This window comes from Nonomuraea sp. MG754425 (assembly GCF_021699195.1).
Taxonomy (GTDB): Bacteria; Actinomycetota; Actinomycetes; order Streptosporangiales; family Streptosporangiaceae; genus Nonomuraea.
Genome location: NZ_SSXE01000107.1, coordinates 59,417 through 75,645 on the forward strand (window position 1 = coordinate 59,417; position 16,229 = coordinate 75,645).

The following is a 16,229-nucleotide window of genomic DNA, read 5'->3' on the forward strand; positions in this document are numbered from 1 at the left end:
CGCGTGGTCTACCTTTACGACCGTTGAAAAGGAGCCACCACATGACCGAGCCCAAGACCCACACCCTCGAGGTGCCCGGCGCCACCCTCGCCTACGACGTGCGCGAGGCGGAGGAGCCCACCGCGCCGGCCCTGCTGCTGATCGGGTCGCCGATGGACGCCTCCGGCTTCGCCACGCTGGCGGGCCACTTCACCGACCGCACGGTGGTGACCTACGACCCGCGCGGGGTCGGCCGCAGCAGGCGTACCGACGACACCGGGCCGACCCCCGAGGCACACGCCGACGACCTGCACCGGGTGATCGACGCGCTCGGCGGCGCCCCGGTCGACGTCTTCGCCAGCAGCGGGGGCGCGGTCAACGCGCTGGCGCTGGTGGCCCGGCATCCGGAGCAGGTCCGGGTGCTCGTGGCGCACGAGCCGCCGCTCGCCAAGGTGCTCCCCGATCGTGACAACGCGCTGGCCGCGGTGGCCGGGCTGCGGCAGGCGTACGAGCGCGAGGGCTTCGGGGCGGGGATGGTGCGGTTCTTCACGCTCACCGGCCACCGGGGCGAGTTCCCCGCCGGGTTCGCCGACCTGCCCGCGCCGAACCCCGCCGACTTCGGGCTGCCCACGCACGACGACGGCTCCCGCGACGACCCGCTCCTCGGCCAGAACCTCATCTCCTGCATCCACTACGAGCCCGACGTCGAGGCGCTGCGCGCGGCCTCGACCCGCGTGGTGATCGGGGTCGGGGCCGAGTCCGAGGGTGAGATGGCCCACCGGGGCGGCGTGGGGGTGGCCGGGCTGCTCGGCACCGAGCCCGTGATCTTCCCCAGCAACCACGGCGGCTTCCTCGGCGACGAGTTCGGCATGCCGGGCGACCCCGACGGATTCGCCGCCACACTCCGCCAGGTCCTGGGCGGGTAACCCGTCCCGGGCGAGTGGCCCGCCCTGGCCGGATGATCCGCCAGGGCGCCTCGCCCGCCACGGCCGGGTTTGCCCGCCGAGGGCGAGTAGGGCGGCCTGTTCTGGCCAGTTGGCCGGTTCCGGCTGGTCAGCCCACCCCGTCCCGGCCGGGGCGGGCCGTCCTGGCCGGGTGGTGCGGGCGGTTCTGGCCGGGGATTGCTGTTCGGATCGGGTTCAGCGGCTGTCGGGGGTGCGGAGGTGGGCCGCTTTCAGGCCCAGGTGCACGGCCAGCCGGTCGTCGCCGTCCGACAGGTCGCGGTGCAGGAGGCGCTCGGCCTTGCCCAGCCGGTAGTAGAGCGTCTGGCGGTGGATGCCGAGTTCGGCGGCCGTCTTCTGCACGTGTCCCCCGCGGTCGAGGTACACCTCCACGGTCTGGGCCAGCTCGTCGTCCAGCGCCGCGGTCTCGGCGGCCAGTTCGCGCAGGTCCGCCTGGTTCAGCCGGGCCAGCAGCCGGTGCACGCCGAGGTCCTCCCAGCGGGCGACGGGCGCGTGCCGGGGGAAGTGCTCGGCGATGCGCAGCGCCTGACGCGCCTCGCGCCAGCTCAGCCAGGCGTCCGCCGGGTCGGCCCGGGGCGCGCCGATGCCGGCCGCGGTGCCGTACGCGCTCCGCACGGTCTCGGCCACCTCCCCCGCCAGGTGGGCGGGGGCGAGCAGGGCGACGGGAGAGCCGGCGCGGGCCAGGACGCCGCGCGGGAGCGTCCAGAGCGCCGCCACCCGCTCCTGCGACTCGCGTACGGCGATGGCCGCGACCGGGCCCGCCACCTCGATGGAGAAGCCGGCCCGCTCCTCCGGGTCGGCCGAGAGCAGGGCGCGCAGGCCGTGCCCGAGGTCCTGGCGGCTCCTGGCCTCCTGGGCGAGCGCGGCGGCGGCCCGCGCGACGAGCGGGGCCGCGCCCCGCAGGATCTCGTCGGTGAACGCGCCGGAGTCCAGCAGCCACAGGTAGCCGTAGACGACCTCGCCGTGGCGCAGCGGCCAGCAGATCCTGGACAGCACCTTGAGCTCGGCGTCGGCGGGGATCCTGACGGGCCCGCCGGCCCTGGCGATGCCGTAGCGTTCGAAGTACTCGCGTACCTCGCCGGTGGCGCGCCGGCGCAGGATCGACTCCTGGCGGACCGTGTCGATGTCGCCGTGCTGCGCCCCGTAGGCCAGCAGCCGGAACGAGCGGTCCTCCAGCGTCGCGGACGCGCCCAGCCGGGCGGCGATCTCGTCGACGATCTCTTGTAGGTCGGCCGTGTTGTGCATTTGTACGACAGCCTGCCACAACCGGCGTTACGCCCGTCGATGGCCCCCTCTGAGCTGCGGTTTTTACACTGAAACCATGCTGGGTCAACTGCTCCTCGCCGCTTCGAGAAGCGGCGCCGTACGCCGCGCCGTGTCAGGCTTTCCGCTCACGAAGAAGGTCGTGCAGCGGTTCGTCGCGGGTGAGGGCGTCCAGGAGGCCCGTGCCGCGATCGAACGCCTGCGCGACGCCGGTCTGGCCGTCACCGTGGACCACCTCGGCGAGGAGACGCTGGACGCGCGCGCCGCCGAGGACACCGCCGACGCGTACATCACGCTGCTGCGGGCCGTCGCACCGCTCGGCCTGGAGACCCGGGGCGAGGTGTCGGTGAAACTGTCGGCCGTCGGGCAGCGGCTCGACGACGCCATGGCGCTGGAGCACGCCCGCGAGATCTGCGCCGCCGCGGCGGCGAACGGCTCGACCGTCACGCTCGACATGGAGGACCACACCACGGTCGACTCCACCCTGTCGATCCTGCGCAAGCTGCGCGAGGACTATCCCTCGACGGGCGTGGCGATCCAGGCGTACCTGTTCCGCAGCGAGCAGGACTGCCACGACCTGTCCGCGGAGGGCTCCCGCGTACGGCTGGTCAAAGGCGCCTACCGCGAGCCCGCGTCCGTCGCCCACCAAGGGAAGCCCGAGGTGGACAAGGCGTACGTGCGATGCCTGCGGATCCTCATGGCGGGGAAGGGGTACCCCATGGTGGCCACGCACGACGACCGCATGATCGCGATCACCGAGTTGCTGGCCGACCGCTTCGGGCGGACGATCGGCGACCACGAGTTCCAGATGCTCTACGGAATCAGGACCGACCGGCAGGAGGCCCTGGCCGGGGCCGGCCACACGGTCCGCGTGTACGTCCCCTACGGCGACGACTGGTACGGCTACTTCATGCGCCGCCTGGCCGAGCGCCCCGCCAACGTCGCCTTCTTCCTTCGTGCCCTTGGGGGTAAGTAAATGGATGCCATCAGCAACGTCCCCGTGCCCGAGAACGAGCGCATTCACGGTTACGCGCCCGGCAGCGCCGAGCGGGAGGCGCTGGAGGACCGGATCAAGCAGCTCACCGGCACGGCGCTCGACCTGACCATGACCATCGGCGGCGAGCAGCGGCTCGGCGGCGGTGTGCCCATCGACGTGGTGCAGCCGCACAACCACGCCTCCGTCCTGGGCCGTACCAACGACGCTACGGCCCAGGACGTGCGGGATGCCATCGCGGCGGCGCTGGAGGCGGCGCAGGCGTGGCGGGCGCTGTCGTTCGACGAGCGGGCGGCGATCTTCCTGAAGGCCGCCGACCTGCTGGCGGGCCCGTGGCGGGCGACGCTGAACGCGGCCACCGTCCTGGGCCAGTCGAAGTCGGTGCAGCAGGCGGAGATCGACGCGGCCTGTGAGCTGATCGACTTCCTGCGCTTCAACGTGGCCTACGCCCGTCAGCTCTACGCCGAGCAGCCGATCTCGTCGCCCGGCGTGTGGAACCGGATGGAGTACCGGCCGCTCGAGGGCTTCGTGCTGGCGATCACGCCGTTCAACTTCACCGCGATCGCGGGCAACCTGCCGACCTCGGCCGCCCTGATGGGCAACGTGGTGGTCTGGAAGCCGTCCCCGACGCAGCAGTTCGCCGCGCACTTCACGATGCGGCTGCTGGAGGCGGCGGGGCTGCCCCCCGGCGTGATCAACCTCGTCACGGGCAACGGCCAGGCCGTCTCCGAGGTCGCGCTGGGCCATCCGGCGCTGGCCGGCATCCACTTCACCGGCTCCACGCCGACGTTCCAGCACCTGTGGCGCACGATCGGCGAGAACATCTCCTCCTACCACGGCTACCCGCGTCTCGTCGGGGAGACCGGCGGCAAGGACTTCGTGCTCGCCCACCCGTCCGCCGACCCGGGCGTGCTGACGACGGCGCTGGTCCGGGGCGCGTTCGAGTACCAGGGGCAGAAGTGCTCGGCGGCGTCGCGGGCCTACGTGCCGCGCTCGCTGTGGAAGCGCGTGCGTGACGACTTCGTCTCCGTGGCCGAGTCGCTGACGGTGGGCGACGTGGCGGCGGACCTGTCGACGTTCATGGGCGCGGTCATCGACGAGCGGGCGTTCGCCAAGCACAAGGCGGCGATCGACCGGGCGCGGGCGGCCTCGAACATCGACGTGCTCACCGGCTCCTACGACGACTCCGTCGGCTACTTCGTCAAGCCGACCGTCCTGGAGTGCGCGGACCCGGCCGACGAGATCTTCGTCAAGGAGTACTTCGGGCCGATCCTCGGCGTGCACGTCTACGAGGACCGCGACTACGACACGGTCGTGGACCAGATGGAGGGCATCGCCCCGTACGCGCTGACCGGCTCCGTCATCGCCCAGGACCGCTACGCCATCGCGGCGGCATCGGAGCGGCTGCGCTTCGCGGCGGGCAACTTCTACGTCAACGACAAGCCGACGGGCGCGGTCGTGGGGCAGCAGCCGTTCGGCGGCGCGCGCGCCTCGGGCACCAACGACAAGGCCGGTTCGATCTTCAACCTGACGCGCTGGGTGAGCGCCCGCGCGATCAAGGAGACGTTCGCGCCGCCGACCGACCACCGTTACCCGCACATGGGCTGAGCACACCCCTCACCCATTGTCGGCGAGAGCCCCCGGTCCTGCCCCCGGGGGCTTTCGGCATTCCCGGCCCGCGGGGGTGGCCTAATCTGCAATATTCGTGTCATTGACGCCACTTCGGGCCGGCGACCAGCATGGAGGCATGCAGCGACGCGTAGTGATCGTCGTCTTCCCCGGGTTCCAGCTCCTCGACATGGCCGGTCCCGCCGACGTGTTCGGCACCGCGCACCTGCTCGTGCCCGGGGGCGGCTACACGGTGGAGGTGGCCTCCCCCGGCGGCGGGGCGGTGGCCGCGCTCCACGGCGTCACGGTCGCGACCTCGGCGCTCGGTGAGGTCTCGGGGCCGATCGACACGCTGGTGGTGGCGGGCGGGCTGAGCGTGCCCGAGCACCTCGGGGACCGTGGCCTGATCGCCGACCTCGTCCGGCTGGCCGGGGGCGCGCGCCGGGTGGCCTCGGTCTGCAACGGCGCGTTCCTGCTGGCCGAGGCCGGGTTGCTGGACCACCGGCGGGTGACCACGCACTGGCTGGCCGCCGGCGAGCTCCAGAGCCGCTACGCCGCCGTCGAGGTGGACCCCGACCCGCTCTACATCGAGGACGGCCACGTCTGGACCTCCGCCGGCGTGCTGTCCGGCGTGGACCTGGCGCTGGCGCTGGTCTCCAGGGACCACGGCCACCGGCTCGCCGCCGACGTCGCCCGCGGGCTCGTGGTGTACCTGCACCGGCCGGGTGGGCAGAGCCAGTTCAGCACCCCGATGCGGGCCATGACGCCGCGCAGCGAGCCGCTCAGGGAGTTGCAGGCCTACATCGACGCCAACCCGGGCGCCGATCTCAGCGTGCCCGCGCTCGCCCTGCGCGCGGGGATGAGCGAGCGGCACTTCTCCCGCGTCTTCACCGAGCAGACCGGCCTGTCACCCGGCCGGTACGTCGAGCGCAGCCGGGCCGACACCGCGCGGCGGCTGCTGGAGGTGACCGGGCTGCCGCTGTCGGCGGTGGCCAGGGAGTCGGGGCTCGGCACGCAGGAGACGCTCTACCGGGTCTTCCGCCGGCACTGGCGGATCTCGCCCGGCGACCACCGTAGAAGGTTCCGTTCCAAGGACTCCACGTAAGGATGAGGCAGATGCACGTCGCCATCCCGCTCTATCCCCGTTTCACCGCGCTGGACGCGGTGGGGCCGTACACGGTGCTGGCGTTCGCGCCCGGTCACACGGTCACGTTCGTGGCCGGCCGGACGGGGCCGGTCCCCGACGACCACGGCACGCTGACGATCAACGCCACCGCCACGTACGCCGACCTGCCCGCACCGGACGTGATCGTGGTGCCGGGCGGCAGCGGCACCTTCGACGCCCTGGCGGACGAGGCCCTGGTCTCCTGGATCGGGCAGGCGCACGAGCACACCCGCTGGACGACCTCGGTGTGCAGCGGCTCGCTGCTGCTCGGCGCGGCCGGGCTGCTGGACGGCGTCCCGGCCACCTCGCACTGGGCGCTGCTCGACGCGCTCAAGCAGTACGGGGCCGAGCCGACGGCCGAGCGGGTGGTCAGCTCCGGCAAGATCGTGACCGGGGCCGGCGTGTCGGCGGGCATCGACATGGCGCTGGCCCTGCTCTCGCGGTCGAGCGACGTGGAGACGGCGCAGACCGTGCAGCTCCTGATCGAGTACGACCCGCAGCCGCCGTTCGACTGCGGCTCCGCGAAGAACGCCTCGCAGGACATGATGGCGCGCGCCCTCAGCCTGCTCCCCTGACACCGGCACGGCCCGCGCCCCGGTCTCGGGGGCGCGGGCCGTCAGCCCTCGTCGCCGGTGCCCACCGGCAGCACGTCGAAGTGCACCACCACGTGCCCGAGCGGCCCGCCCCGGCCCTGCTCCCTGTCGTGTTCCCTGCCGTCCGACAGGGTCCGGTACCGCTCCAGCACCTCGAACACCTGGTCGCGCATCCGCGCCGTCTCCTCCGGGGTGAGCCGCAGTGAGCGCCGCCCGTACACGCCGGCCTGGACCCACTCATCCGGCGCGGTGGCCGACTCCCGGCGCCAGCGGGACAGCTCCGTGCCGCGGCTGCGTACCAGGTCGTCGAGCAGGTACTCCAGCGCGGCGGCCGTCTCGGGGTCGGTGGGCCGCGCGTCGGCGAAGGAGTGGCCGCCGGGGACGATGCGCCAGTACTTCTCCTTGCCGCGGCCCATCCCGGCCACCACCTCGATCATGCCGTGCTTGGCCAGCTCTCTGAGGTGGTAGCTGGTGGCGCCGGTGTTCTGGCCGAGCAGCCCGGCCAGGCGGGTGGCCGTGGAGGGGCCGTGCTCGTCCAGCAGCTCGTAGATGCGCAGCCGCAGCGGGTGGGCGAAGGACTTCAGGGCGTTCGCGTCGAGCGTGCGGGCGGAGAAGGACTTGATCTGCATGACTGTGCAAGCCTATCTTTGCAAAGGAATCTATGCACACTTTCCTTTACACACGATAGCGGAGCCTGCCATGACCCGTCTCGGGCGATCGTTCGCGTACCTGTGGTCGTCCACGGCGGCGTCCAACCTGGCGGACGGCGTGCTGAAGGTCGGGGCGCCGCTGCTGGCCGTGTCGTTGACCCGCTCCCCCACCCTGGTGTCCCTGGTGGGGGCCGCCGCCACGCTGCCGTGGCTGGTGCTGGCGCTGCACGCGGGCGCGATCGCCGACCGGGCCGACCGCCGCCGCGTCATGGTGTCGGCCAACCTGGCGCGGGCGGCGCTGCTCGCCGCCGTCACGCTCCTGGCCGCACTCGGCACGCTGGAGTTGTGGCTGCTGCTCGCCGCCGTGCTACTGGCCGGCGCGTGCGAGGTCTTCGCCGACCTCTCGGCGCAGTCCGTCCTGCCGATGGCCGTCTCCCCGGACGACCTGACCAGGGCGAACGGCCGCGTGTCCAGCGCACAGATGATCGGCAACGACTTCGTCGGCGCGCCGCTGTCCGGCCTGCTCGTCGTGGCCCTGCCGGCGGCCATCTTCGGCGCCCCCGCCGTCCTGTACGCCGCCGCGGGCCTGCTCCTGCTGGGCATGCGGGGCACGTACCGGCTGCCGGCCCCGGCCGCGCGCGGCCCGCTGCGGGCCGACATCGCCGAGGCGCTGCGTTACCTGTGGGGCCACCGGGTCCTGCGCGGCCTGGCGGTCACGGCCGGGCTGCTCAACCTCGCCAACGCCGGCTACTTCGCCGTCTTCGTGCTGTGGGCGGTCGGCGACGGGTCGCGCATCGGGCTGGAACCGGGCGAGTACGGCCTCATGACCACCGCCTTCGCCGTCGGGGCGGTGTTCGGCTCACTGCTGGCGGGCCGGGCCGCGGCGGCGTTCGGGGAGATGCGCACGCTCGTCGGCAACTGGCTGGTGACCAGCCTGCTGCTCCTGGTGCCGGTGGTCGTCCCGTCCCCGTGGGCGCTCTACCCGACCGCGGTGGTGTGGGGCGTGGCCGGGGCGGCGGGGAACGTACTGGTGATCTCGGCCCGGCAGCGGCTGATCCCGGCGGAACTGCTCGGGCGGGTCAATTCGGCATACCGCCTGATCGGGATGGGCGGGATGCCGCTGGGAGCGGCCCTGGGCGGCGTCGTGGCCGAGTTCGCCGGGCTTACCGCCGCCCTCGTGGGGGCCGTAGGAGTATGTTTGGCGGCAGTCGGACTGGTGTGGCGCGCTTTGTCGGATCAAATTTCACGGCCTCTGACCTGCAAACCTACACTTTCCGACATATCCAGATCACGTTAGGCACCCTACAGCTCGTGCTGAGGTGACATGATTATCCCCGAGCTTGAGGGGATGGTATGCGGAAGATCGGCGGACGGTACCTCCTGAACGAGGAGGCCGGTCGTGGGGGTATGGGAGTCGTCTGGCGGGCGTTCGATCAGCTCCTCCACCGTACGGTGGCGCTTAAGGAGCTGACCTTGGCCGGAGAGGCCGAGATGGTACGCCGCCGGGTGCTGCGTGAGGCCAGAATGGCGGCCGGCCTGACGCACCCCAACATCATCACGGTCCACGACCTGATCGAAGAGGGCGGCAAGCTCTGGATCGTGATGGAGTACCTCGACGGGCTCTCGTTGCACCAACTGCTCTCCCAGGTGGGCACGCTGCCCGCCCAGTCGGTGACGGCCATCGGGCAGCACCTGCTGGCCGCGCTGCGCACCGCCCACCAGGCAGGTGTGCTGCATCGCGACGTGAAGCCCGCCAACGTCATGCTGACCGGCGACCGGGTGGTGCTGACCGACTTCGGCATAGCGACCGCCGAGGGCGACATCCGCATGACCACCTCCCGCCGACTGCGCGGCACGCCCGCCTTCATGGCGCCCGAGCGGTTGCACGGAGGGCCGGCCAGCAAGGAGGCCGACATGTGGTCCTTCGGGGCCACCCTCTACAGCGCCATCGAGGGCCAGCCGCCCTACCCGGGCCAGGACGCCGCCACCGTGCTCGGCATGGCCCGCAGCGGGCCGTACCCGCCGCCGCGCCGGGCCGGGGTGATGCGGCCGCTCATCGAAGGGCTGCTGCACCACGATCCGGTACGGCGGTGCACGCCCGAGCAGACGGCGGGGCTGCTGGCCGGGATGCGCGCCAGCGCGTACCAGGCGGCCATCTGACCCGTCCGGTGCGGAAGCAGGGCGGGTGACCGTGCGGCGACCCGCCGCACGCACTCACCCGCACCGAACCGCGCGGGTTTCCCGCCGGACGCCGCGCCGCCTCCCGCCGCACCGGCGCCGGGTGCGGGCGGGCGTCGTGGCCGGGTGAGCGAGGGTCAGTCGCGGTTGGCCCGGGCCTCGGCCTCGGCGGCGTCCATCGCGGCCGCCTCCTCCGGCGTCGGAGCCGTGCCCCCGAGGTGGGCGGGCTGCCACCAGGCCCCCTGCGGGATCTCCGGGTACGTGCGCTGCGCCCGGTCCACCAGGTCCGACAACCGCGTGTGCAGGTCGGCCGTGTGGTCGTTGACGTTCTCGCCGCGCTTCGGGTACATCGGCTCCCCCACCAGGACGGTGAGCGGCACGTGCCGCTGCAGGAGCTTGCGCGGCCGGCCCTTGGTCCACAACCGCTGGCTGCCCCACAGCCCCACCGGGATGATCGGCGTGCCGGTGGCCTGGGCCATCCGGATCGCGCCGTTCTTGATCTCCTTGACGGTGAACGACCGGCTGATCGTCGCCTCGGCGAACACGCCGACCACCTCGCCCGCCTTCAACATCCGCAACGCCGTGGCGTACGAGCCCGCGCCCGCCCCCCGGTCCACCGGAATGTGGTGCATGCCCCGCATCAGCGGCCCGGAGATGCGGTGGTCGAAGACGTCCTGCTTGGCCATGAAGCGCACCAGCCGCTTCGACGGCAGCGCGCCGAAGCCCGCGAAGATGAAGTCGAGGTAGCTGATGTGGTTGCTCACCAGCACCGCGCCGCCGGACCGCGGCACGTGTTCGGTCCCCTCCATGTGGAAGCGGATGTCGAGCACGCGAAAGAGGGTCCGCGCGGCGGCGATCACCGGCGGGTACACGATCTCAGCCATGTGCAGAAGGTAACCTACTCGGGCGGGTATGACGGTAGTCGGGAGGCGGGCCGCCCCCTTCACCTCCCCGGCACGGGCCTGCGAACGACGCTTGCGAGGGCGTGGAAACGGGCAGATGTTGTGACCATGAAGAAGCTCATCAACTCGGCGGACTCCGTGGTCGAAGACGCCCTGAACGGCATGGCCGCGGCCCACCCGTCGCTGCGGGTCCGCGACCGGGTGGTCTACCGGGCCGACGGCCCGCGGCCGGGGAAGGTGGGCCTGGTCTCGGGCGGCGGCTCGGGGCACGAGCCGCTGCACGCCGGGTTCGTCGGCCACGGCATGCTCGACGCCGCCTGCCCCGGCGAGATCTTCACCTCGCCGGTGCCCGACCAGATCATCGAGGCCACGAAGGGCGTGGACGGCGGCGCGGGGGTGCTGCACATCGTCAAGAACTACACCGGCGACGTGCTCAACTTCGAGATGGCCGCCGAGCTGGTCGAGGGCGTCGAGGTGGCCGGGGTGCTGGTGGACGACGACGTGGCCGTCCAGGACTCCCTCTACACGGCGGGCCGCCGCGGCACCGGCGCGACGCTGTTCGTGGAGAAGATGGCCGGGGCGCTGGCCGAGGAGGGCGCGCCGCTGGCCGAGGTCGCCGCCGTGGCCGCCGAGGTGGACGAGCGCAGCAGGTCGTTCGGCATCGCGCTGACCTCCTGCACGACCCCGGCCGCCGGCAAGCCCACGTTCGACCTGCCGGAGACGGAGGTGGAGCTGGGCATCGGCATCCACGGCGAGCCCGGCCGGGCCAGGGTGCCGCTGGCGCCGGCGCGCGAGCTGGCGACGATGGCGATGGACGCCCTGCACGGCGACCTGCCGCTACGCGGCGACCTGCTGGTCATGGTGAACGGCATGGGCGGCACCCCGCTCATGGAGCTGTACGTGGTGTTCGCCGAGGTGGCGGCGTACGTGAAGGGGAAGGGGGCGCGGGTGACGCGCTCACTGGTGGGCAACTACGTGACGAGCCTGGAGATGCAGGGCTTCTCCGTGACGGTCTGCCGGCTCGACGACGCGCTGACCCGGCTGTGGGACGCGCCGGTCGAGACGCCCGGCCTGCGCTGGGGGCGGTGATGGAGCGGGACCTGTTCGTGGCCTGGTTCGAGGAGGCGACCAGGCTCGTCCGCGCCGACCGCGACCGGCTGACCCGGCTCGACGCGGCCATCGGCGACGCCGACCACGGCACGAACCTCGACCGCGGCCTCACCGAGGTGCTCAAGGAGCTGGCCGGCTCGCCGCCCGAGTCGGGGGCGCAGGTGCTGACGACGGCGGGCACGACGCTGATCCGCCGCGTCGGCGGCGCCTCGGGCCCGCTGTACGGGTCGCTGTTCCGGCAGATGGGCAAGGCGCTGGAGACGCCGGTGACGCTGGCCGGGTTCGCGGGGGCGTTCGAGGAGGGGGTGGTGGCGGTCGAGCGGCTGGGCAAGGCGGTGCTGGGCGACAAGACCATGGTGGACGCGCTGGCCCCCGCCTCCCGGGCGCTGGCCCTGGCCGTACGCGACGGCGCGGAGGTGAGCGTGGCGCTCGGCCAGGCGGCCCGCGCGGCCCAGGAGGGCTCGAAGGCCACGATCCCGCTGCAGGCGCGGAAGGGGCGGGCCAGCTATCTCGGCGAGCGCAGCGTCGGGCACGAGGATCCGGGCGCGGCGTCGGCGGCGCTGTTCATGGCGGCCCTGGCGAGCGTGGCCGGCTAGCGCGATGGTGGGTGTGGTGCTGGTCTCCCACAGCGCCGGGCTGGCGGCCGAGGCGGTGGCGCTGGCCCGCGGGATCGCGGGCGCGGACGCCCCCGTGGCCGCGGCGGGCGGGATGGTCGACGGCGGGCTGGGCACGAGCGTGGACGTCGTCGAGGCGGCCGTGCGCAGCGTCGATCGCGGGGCCGGGGTGCTGCTCATCCCCGATCTCGGCAGCTCGGTGCTGACCGCCCGGCTGCTGGAGGAGGACGGCCGGATCGTGGTCGCGGACGTGCCGTTCGTGGAGGGGGCGATCGCGGCGGCGGTGGCGGCGGGCGCGGGCGCGCCGCTGGCCGAGGTGCTGGAGGCGGCCGAGGAGGCCCGCACCTTCCGCAAACTCTGACCCCCCCGGGCCTCTCCGGCCGCCTCGATCAGCGGCCTTCGAGCGAGCCCCCCGCCGCCCCGAACGTCTGAGACCCGGGCGCCTCGGTCAGTGGCCCTTGAACGCCTCCTCCAGCCACCACGAGCCGCGTTCCCGCGCCACCTTGGCGTGCACGAGCAGCGGGCGGTCACGCGGCCCGGCCAGCCAGCCGGCCACGCCCGCCAGGTCCTCCCGCCGGGTGACGGTGACGGCGTCCAGGCCGTGGCCGCGGGCGACGGCGGCCAGGTCGGCCGGCGGGAACGTGACCGTCTCCAGGGGGTGGCCGTGCGGGCCGAAGTGGTGCACCTCGGCCCCGTACGCCTCGTCGTCGTACACGACGATCACCATGGGCAGGCCGAGCCGGACCACGGTCTCCAGCTCGGTCAGGCCCATGAACGCGCCGCCGTCGCCGAGGGCGGCCACCGGCAGCCGGTCGGGACGGGCCAGGGCCGCGCCGATCGCCGTCGCCAGGCCCAGCCCGACCGACTGGAACGCCTGGGTGAAGCAGAACCCGCCCTCGTCCGGGACGTCGAGGAACATCGACGGGTATCCCATGAAGTTCCCGGAGTCGACGGAGACGACGCGCTCCGGGGGCAGGAGCTCGTCCAGGCCGATCGTGAGCGTTCTCGGGTCGATCCGGCCGTCGCCGCCCTCGTCCTCGTACGGGACGGCCTGCCAGCGGCCCTCGGCCCGGATGCGGCCGGCCAGCTCGGGCGAGCGGTACCCCGGCCGCGCCGCCGGCAGCAGGCCCGTCACCGTCCGGGCGACGTCGGCCACGTCGCCCACCACGCCCAGGTCGGCGGGCACGTGCGTCGTGAGCGCCGCCGCGTCGAGGTCGATCTTCGCCACCCGCGTGCCCGGGGAGACGAGGGAGCCGTGCCGGGTGGTCCACATGTTCAGGGCGCAGCCCCAGCCGACGACCAGGTCGGCCCCGCGGATCAGCTCGGCGGTCAGCGGCGTGGCGAAGCCGCCGGACACGTCGAGGTCCCACGGGTCGCCGCGGAAGAGCCCCTTGGCCACCGCGGACGTCGCCAGCAGCGCCCCGCTCCGCTCGGCCAGCTCCACCAGCTCCCGCCGGGCGTGCCGGGCGCCGCGTCCCGCGATGAACACCGGCCTGCCGGCCGCCTCCAGCGCCTGCGCCAGCTCCGCCGCCCCGTCAACCGCCGGGGTCCTGGGCGCGGGGCGCGGCAGGCTCGCGACGACCCCGGCCACGTCGGACGGCCCCTCGTACCGGGCGGCCTGGACGTCGAGCGGCAGGTTCAGCAGGACCGTGCGCCGTTCCTCGACCGCCACCCGGTAGGCCACGGCCGCCTGCTCGACGGCCGTGGCGGCATCGGAGACCCGCAGCGCCACCGCGCCCACCGCACCGGCCAGGGCGGTCTGGTCGATGTGGAAGTTGGACTGCACCTCGGTGGCCTCACCGGCGAGCACGATCAGCGGCGTGCGGCTCTTGGCCGCCTCGGTGAGGCCGGTCATGGCGTTCGTGAGGCCGGGGCCCTGGTGCACCGACACCAGCGCGACCCGCCCGCTCATCCGGGCGTAGGCGTCGGCCATGGTGGCGGCGCCGCCCTCGTGGCGGGCGGCGTGGAAGGGCACCCCGCTCGCCACGAGCGCGCCGGTGACGTGGAAGTTGCCGCTGCCGACCACCCCGAAGACGGGCCCGGCCCCGCAGGCGGCCAGGGCCCGGCCGACGGCCTCCGCGACGATCAACGCTCGACCAGGGCCAGCACGCGGACGGGGCTGCCCGAGCCGCCCACGATGGGCAGCGGCGGCGCGACCACGACCGCGCCGGTCACCGGCAGGCGGTCGATGTTGCGGAGCTGGGTGAGGCCGTACTTGCCGGCGCCCAGCAGGAACGAGTGGCAGGGGAAGGCCGGGTCGAAGGAGTGGGCCGCCCCGGCGTCGGTGCCGACGGTCTCGACGCCGATGCCGAGGATGGGCGTCTCGGCGGCCAGCCAGCGGGAGCACTCCACCGAGACGCCGGGCGTGTGCGGCCCGCTCTCGTCGGCGTTCAGGAAGGCGGCCTGGTCGCCCGAGCGGACGTCCCAGCCGGTGCGGTAGAGCAGCCAGCCGCCGTCGGGGAGCGGGCCGTTGGCGCGCTCCCACTCCTTGACGTGGTCGATCTGGAGCAGGAAGTCGGGGTCCTTCGCCGCCTCGGCGGCGAAGTCGAGCACCACGGCGGGCGCGATCAGGCTCCGCGCGGGCACCTCGGAGACGTCCTGGCCGTCGCGGCCGGTGATCCAGTGGACGGGCGCGTCGAAATGGGTGCCGCTGTGCTCGCCGGTGTGGATGTCGTTCCAGTACCAGGCCGGGCCGCGGTCGTCGTAGCGGCTGATCTCCTCCAGCCGGAACGGGATCGTGTTGCCGAACGGCTCGGGGAGCTGGAGGATCGGCGTCTCCGACGAGAGGGGCGCGGTCAGGTCGATCACTTCGATCGCCCCGTTGCGCACGCTGTCCACGAAGCTCTGCAACACCGACATGTCTTCCTCCTTGGTGGGCTGAGCGCATCCTCCTACGCGCGCCCCGCCGGTGCCAAACCCATCCGTCCCCGATTCCCGCACGTCACCGGGGACTCCGCTGGCCGAGCGAGCGAACCTGGCCGCCGACCGTCACCTCGGGGTAGCGGGCGGACGGCTCGTCCAGCAGGGGCTGCGGCTTCCCGGTGAGGTGGCGGGTGAAGAAGGCGGCGACGCAGGCGCGGGTGATCTCCAAGGAGCGGGCTCCGGTCATGGAGAATCCCAGGTCGAGGCCGATCTGCTCGGCCAGCAGCGGGACGTCGGTGAAGGACGCGTGCTCCGCGCCGGTCACCACCAGCCACCGCTTCCAGCCGGTCAGCTTCTTCCAGTCGCGTGCCCAGCTCCCGTCCTTGCCGCCGGGGCCGTGCATCTCCGGCGACCCCAGGAACAGGAACGGCCGGGACAGGCCGCGCTCGGGGATGGGGGCGAAGGTGGTGCCGTCCAGGTTGGCCCCGGCGCGGATGCGCTCGTCCCGCACCATGGCCGCGACGCTGCTCGCGCCGCCGACGGACTGACCGGCCATCCCGATGCGCGTCCGGTCGATCAGCGCGGCTCCCCGCCATTTCGGCTTCGCGCCGGTGAGCTGGTCGAGGACGAAGGAGACGTCCGCCGCGCGGCTCCTGACCACCCGCTCCCCGAAGTCCGGGGCCTTGTTCCCGCAGGCGACGCACGTGGTGACCCGTCCGTCGGGGAAGGCGGTGGCGGCGCTCTCGTAGGTGTGCTCGATCCCGACCACCACGTTGCCCCTGCTCGCTAGGTCCTCGGCCAGGCCGGTGAGTGAGCTGCGCGGCGAGCCGAGGCCGGGGGAGAGCACCACCAGGGGCAGGCCGTGCCTGCGGCCCGCGGGCACGGCGTCGGTGAAGGCGTTGGTGCGCACCTTGCTCAGCGTGCCGGGCGCCACGCCGGGCAGCCCGGCGTCCTTGATCAGCAGCTCTGACTCCTTCGGCGTGACGTACGGGGCCCGGTGCCGGCCGCGCGTCCCGGCCGCCGGGTACCACACGGAGACCATCAGTTCCCTCGATGTCGCCGCCGGGACCCACGGGTCGCGCCGGGAGGCGTCCTTCAGGTGCAGGGACGTGACGCCGACCGCGTGGGAGCCCGTCGGCGCGGGCAGCCGCGGCGCCGCATCGGGGGCGGCGGCGGCCGGGGTCGTGAGGGTGAGCAGCCCGGCCAGCGCGAGGGCCGCCGTTCTCACAGGATCCATCAGTGTGTCGCCTTTCCTCGGATGCCGTGGACGGGACGACGCTAGGCGCGGCCGTGCGGCGGGCGCGTCGGCCGCGCTGCCGAATCCGGGTAGCCCCTGGGGACGATTCGTG

At 73.3% G+C, this 16,229-nt stretch carries 16 protein-coding genes; 10 read left to right on the forward strand and 6 right to left on the reverse strand.

The genetic code is table 11. From position 1 onward, the window contains the following. Positions 1 to 41: 41 nt before the first annotated feature. Positions 42 to 905: an alpha/beta fold hydrolase gene (locus tag FAF44_RS31980; RefSeq protein WP_237107038.1), complete on the forward strand. Its 864-nt coding sequence runs from the start codon at positions 42 to 44 to the stop codon at positions 903 to 905. Between the two features lie 213 nt (positions 906 to 1,118). On the opposite strand, the gene FAF44_RS31985 is transcribed toward FAF44_RS31980, so the two are convergent. Beyond that, entirely contained in the window at positions 1,119 to 2,186 is a 1,068-nt protein-coding gene (locus FAF44_RS31985; RefSeq protein ID WP_237107039.1) for a CdaR family transcriptional regulator, read from the reverse strand. 76 nt (positions 2,187 to 2,262) lie between these two features. On the opposite strand from FAF44_RS31985, the gene FAF44_RS31990 reads away from it, so the two are divergent. The 4 genes from FAF44_RS31990 to FAF44_RS32005 all read left to right on the forward strand — a co-directional run bounded on the left by FAF44_RS31990 (position 2,263) and on the right by FAF44_RS32005 (position 6,546). Next, a complete protein-coding gene (locus FAF44_RS31990) occupies positions 2,263 to 3,180 on the forward strand; it encodes a proline dehydrogenase family protein (RefSeq protein WP_237107040.1) in 918 nt (305 codons plus the stop codon). Further along, entirely contained in the window at positions 3,181 to 4,806 is a 1,626-nt protein-coding gene (gene pruA / locus FAF44_RS31995; protein WP_237107041.1) for an L-glutamate gamma-semialdehyde dehydrogenase, read from the forward strand. A gap of 139 nt (positions 4,807 to 4,945) precedes the next feature. Then, positions 4,946 to 5,911 carry a GlxA family transcriptional regulator gene (locus tag FAF44_RS32000; protein WP_237107042.1) on the forward strand — a complete coding sequence of 322 codons (966 nt, stop codon included), beginning with the start codon at positions 4,946 to 4,948 and terminating at the stop codon, positions 5,909 to 5,911. Positions 5,912 to 5,922: 11 nt separating this feature from the next. Further along, entirely contained in the window at positions 5,923 to 6,546 is a 624-nt protein-coding gene (locus FAF44_RS32005) for a DJ-1/PfpI family protein (protein ID WP_237107043.1), read from the forward strand. A 41-nt stretch (positions 6,547 to 6,587) separates the two neighbouring features. On the opposite strand, the gene FAF44_RS32010 is transcribed toward FAF44_RS32005, so the two are convergent. Then, a complete protein-coding gene (locus tag FAF44_RS32010) occupies positions 6,588 to 7,193 on the reverse strand; it encodes a helix-turn-helix transcriptional regulator (RefSeq protein ID WP_237107044.1) in 606 nt (201 codons plus the stop codon). 70 nt (positions 7,194 to 7,263) lie between these two features. Here FAF44_RS32010 and FAF44_RS32015 point away from each other — a divergent pair, with 70 nt between their 5' ends. Together FAF44_RS32015 and FAF44_RS32020 are read left to right on the forward strand one after the other, a co-directional pair. After that, positions 7,264 to 8,511: an MFS transporter gene (locus FAF44_RS32015; protein ID WP_237107045.1), complete on the forward strand. Its 1,248-nt coding sequence runs from the start codon at positions 7,264 to 7,266 to the stop codon at positions 8,509 to 8,511. 56 nt (positions 8,512 to 8,567) lie between these two features. Further along, on the forward strand, positions 8,568 to 9,374 hold the full coding sequence (locus FAF44_RS32020; protein ID WP_237107046.1) for a serine/threonine-protein kinase: 807 nt from the start codon (positions 8,568 to 8,570) through the stop codon (positions 9,372 to 9,374). Between the two features lie 155 nt (positions 9,375 to 9,529). Here the strand turns inward: FAF44_RS32020 and FAF44_RS32025 are convergent, their stop codons facing one another. Further along, positions 9,530 to 10,276, reverse strand: coding sequence for a 1-acyl-sn-glycerol-3-phosphate acyltransferase (locus FAF44_RS32025; RefSeq protein WP_237107047.1), 747 nt, complete (start codon positions 10,274 to 10,276; stop codon positions 9,530 to 9,532). Positions 10,277 to 10,402: 126 nt separating this feature from the next. Between FAF44_RS32025 and dhaK the strand changes: the two genes are divergently transcribed. The 3 genes from dhaK to FAF44_RS32040 are packed head-to-tail and all read left to right on the forward strand — an operon-like array spanning position 10,403 to position 12,379. Beyond that, positions 10,403 to 11,383, forward strand: a complete 981-nt coding sequence (gene dhaK / locus FAF44_RS32030; protein WP_237107048.1) for a dihydroxyacetone kinase subunit DhaK — start codon at positions 10,403 to 10,405, stop codon at positions 11,381 to 11,383. After that, positions 11,383 to 12,000 carry a dihydroxyacetone kinase subunit DhaL gene (gene dhaL / locus FAF44_RS32035; RefSeq protein ID WP_237107068.1) on the forward strand — a complete coding sequence of 206 codons (618 nt, stop codon included), beginning with the start codon at positions 11,383 to 11,385 and terminating at the stop codon, positions 11,998 to 12,000. Before dhaK ends, dhaL begins: the two co-directional genes overlap by 1 nt. Before the next feature lie 16 nt (positions 12,001 to 12,016). Then, positions 12,017 to 12,379 carry a phosphoenolpyruvate--protein phosphotransferase gene (locus FAF44_RS32040; protein ID WP_308193413.1) on the forward strand — a complete coding sequence of 121 codons (363 nt, stop codon included), beginning with the start codon at positions 12,017 to 12,019 and terminating at the stop codon, positions 12,377 to 12,379. 87 nt (positions 12,380 to 12,466) lie between these two features. Here the strand turns inward: FAF44_RS32040 and FAF44_RS32045 are convergent, their stop codons facing one another. The 3 genes from FAF44_RS32045 to FAF44_RS32055 form a co-directional block, all read right to left on the reverse strand. Continuing rightward, a complete protein-coding gene (locus tag FAF44_RS32045; protein ID WP_237107050.1) occupies positions 12,467 to 14,107 on the reverse strand; it encodes a thiamine pyrophosphate-binding protein in 1,641 nt (546 codons plus the stop codon). After that, on the reverse strand, positions 14,104 to 14,877 hold the full coding sequence (locus tag FAF44_RS32050) for a cyclase family protein (RefSeq protein WP_237107051.1): 774 nt from the start codon (positions 14,875 to 14,877) through the stop codon (positions 14,104 to 14,106). Before FAF44_RS32050 ends, FAF44_RS32045 begins: the two co-directional genes overlap by 4 nt. Before the next feature lie 82 nt (positions 14,878 to 14,959). After that, positions 14,960 to 16,117, reverse strand: coding sequence for an alpha/beta hydrolase (locus tag FAF44_RS32055; RefSeq protein ID WP_237107052.1), 1,158 nt, complete (start codon positions 16,115 to 16,117; stop codon positions 14,960 to 14,962). Positions 16,118 to 16,229 lie beyond the last annotated feature (112 nt).

What these genes read in the sequence shown, in the direction of transcription:
- FAF44_RS31980 (WP_237107038.1), top strand. Translation starts at nt 42, where the DNA reads ATGACCGAGCCCAAGACCCACACCCTCGAGGTGCCCGGCGCCACCCTC.
- FAF44_RS31985 (WP_237107039.1), bottom strand. Translation starts at nt 2,186, where the DNA reads ATGCACAACACGGCCGACCTACAAGAGATCGTCGACGAGATCGCCGCC.
- FAF44_RS31990 (WP_237107040.1), top strand. Translation starts at nt 2,263, where the DNA reads ATGCTGGGTCAACTGCTCCTCGCCGCTTCGAGAAGCGGCGCCGTACGC.
- pruA (WP_237107041.1), top strand. Translation starts at nt 3,181, where the DNA reads ATGGATGCCATCAGCAACGTCCCCGTGCCCGAGAACGAGCGCATTCAC.
- FAF44_RS32000 (WP_237107042.1), top strand. Translation starts at nt 4,946, where the DNA reads ATGCAGCGACGCGTAGTGATCGTCGTCTTCCCCGGGTTCCAGCTCCTC.
- FAF44_RS32005 (WP_237107043.1), top strand. Translation starts at nt 5,923, where the DNA reads ATGCACGTCGCCATCCCGCTCTATCCCCGTTTCACCGCGCTGGACGCG.
- FAF44_RS32010 (WP_237107044.1), bottom strand. Translation starts at nt 7,193, where the DNA reads ATGCAGATCAAGTCCTTCTCCGCCCGCACGCTCGACGCGAACGCCCTG.
- FAF44_RS32015 (WP_237107045.1), top strand. Translation starts at nt 7,264, where the DNA reads ATGACCCGTCTCGGGCGATCGTTCGCGTACCTGTGGTCGTCCACGGCG.
- FAF44_RS32020 (WP_237107046.1), top strand. Translation starts at nt 8,568, where the DNA reads ATGCGGAAGATCGGCGGACGGTACCTCCTGAACGAGGAGGCCGGTCGT.
- FAF44_RS32025 (WP_237107047.1), bottom strand. Translation starts at nt 10,276, where the DNA reads ATGGCTGAGATCGTGTACCCGCCGGTGATCGCCGCCGCGCGGACCCTC.
- dhaK (WP_237107048.1), top strand. Translation starts at nt 10,403, where the DNA reads ATGAAGAAGCTCATCAACTCGGCGGACTCCGTGGTCGAAGACGCCCTG.
- dhaL (WP_237107068.1), top strand. Translation starts at nt 11,383, where the DNA reads ATGGAGCGGGACCTGTTCGTGGCCTGGTTCGAGGAGGCGACCAGGCTC.
- FAF44_RS32050 (WP_237107051.1), bottom strand. Translation starts at nt 14,877, where the DNA reads ATGTCGGTGTTGCAGAGCTTCGTGGACAGCGTGCGCAACGGGGCGATC.
- FAF44_RS32055 (WP_237107052.1), bottom strand. Translation starts at nt 16,117, where the DNA reads ATGGATCCTGTGAGAACGGCGGCCCTCGCGCTGGCCGGGCTGCTCACC.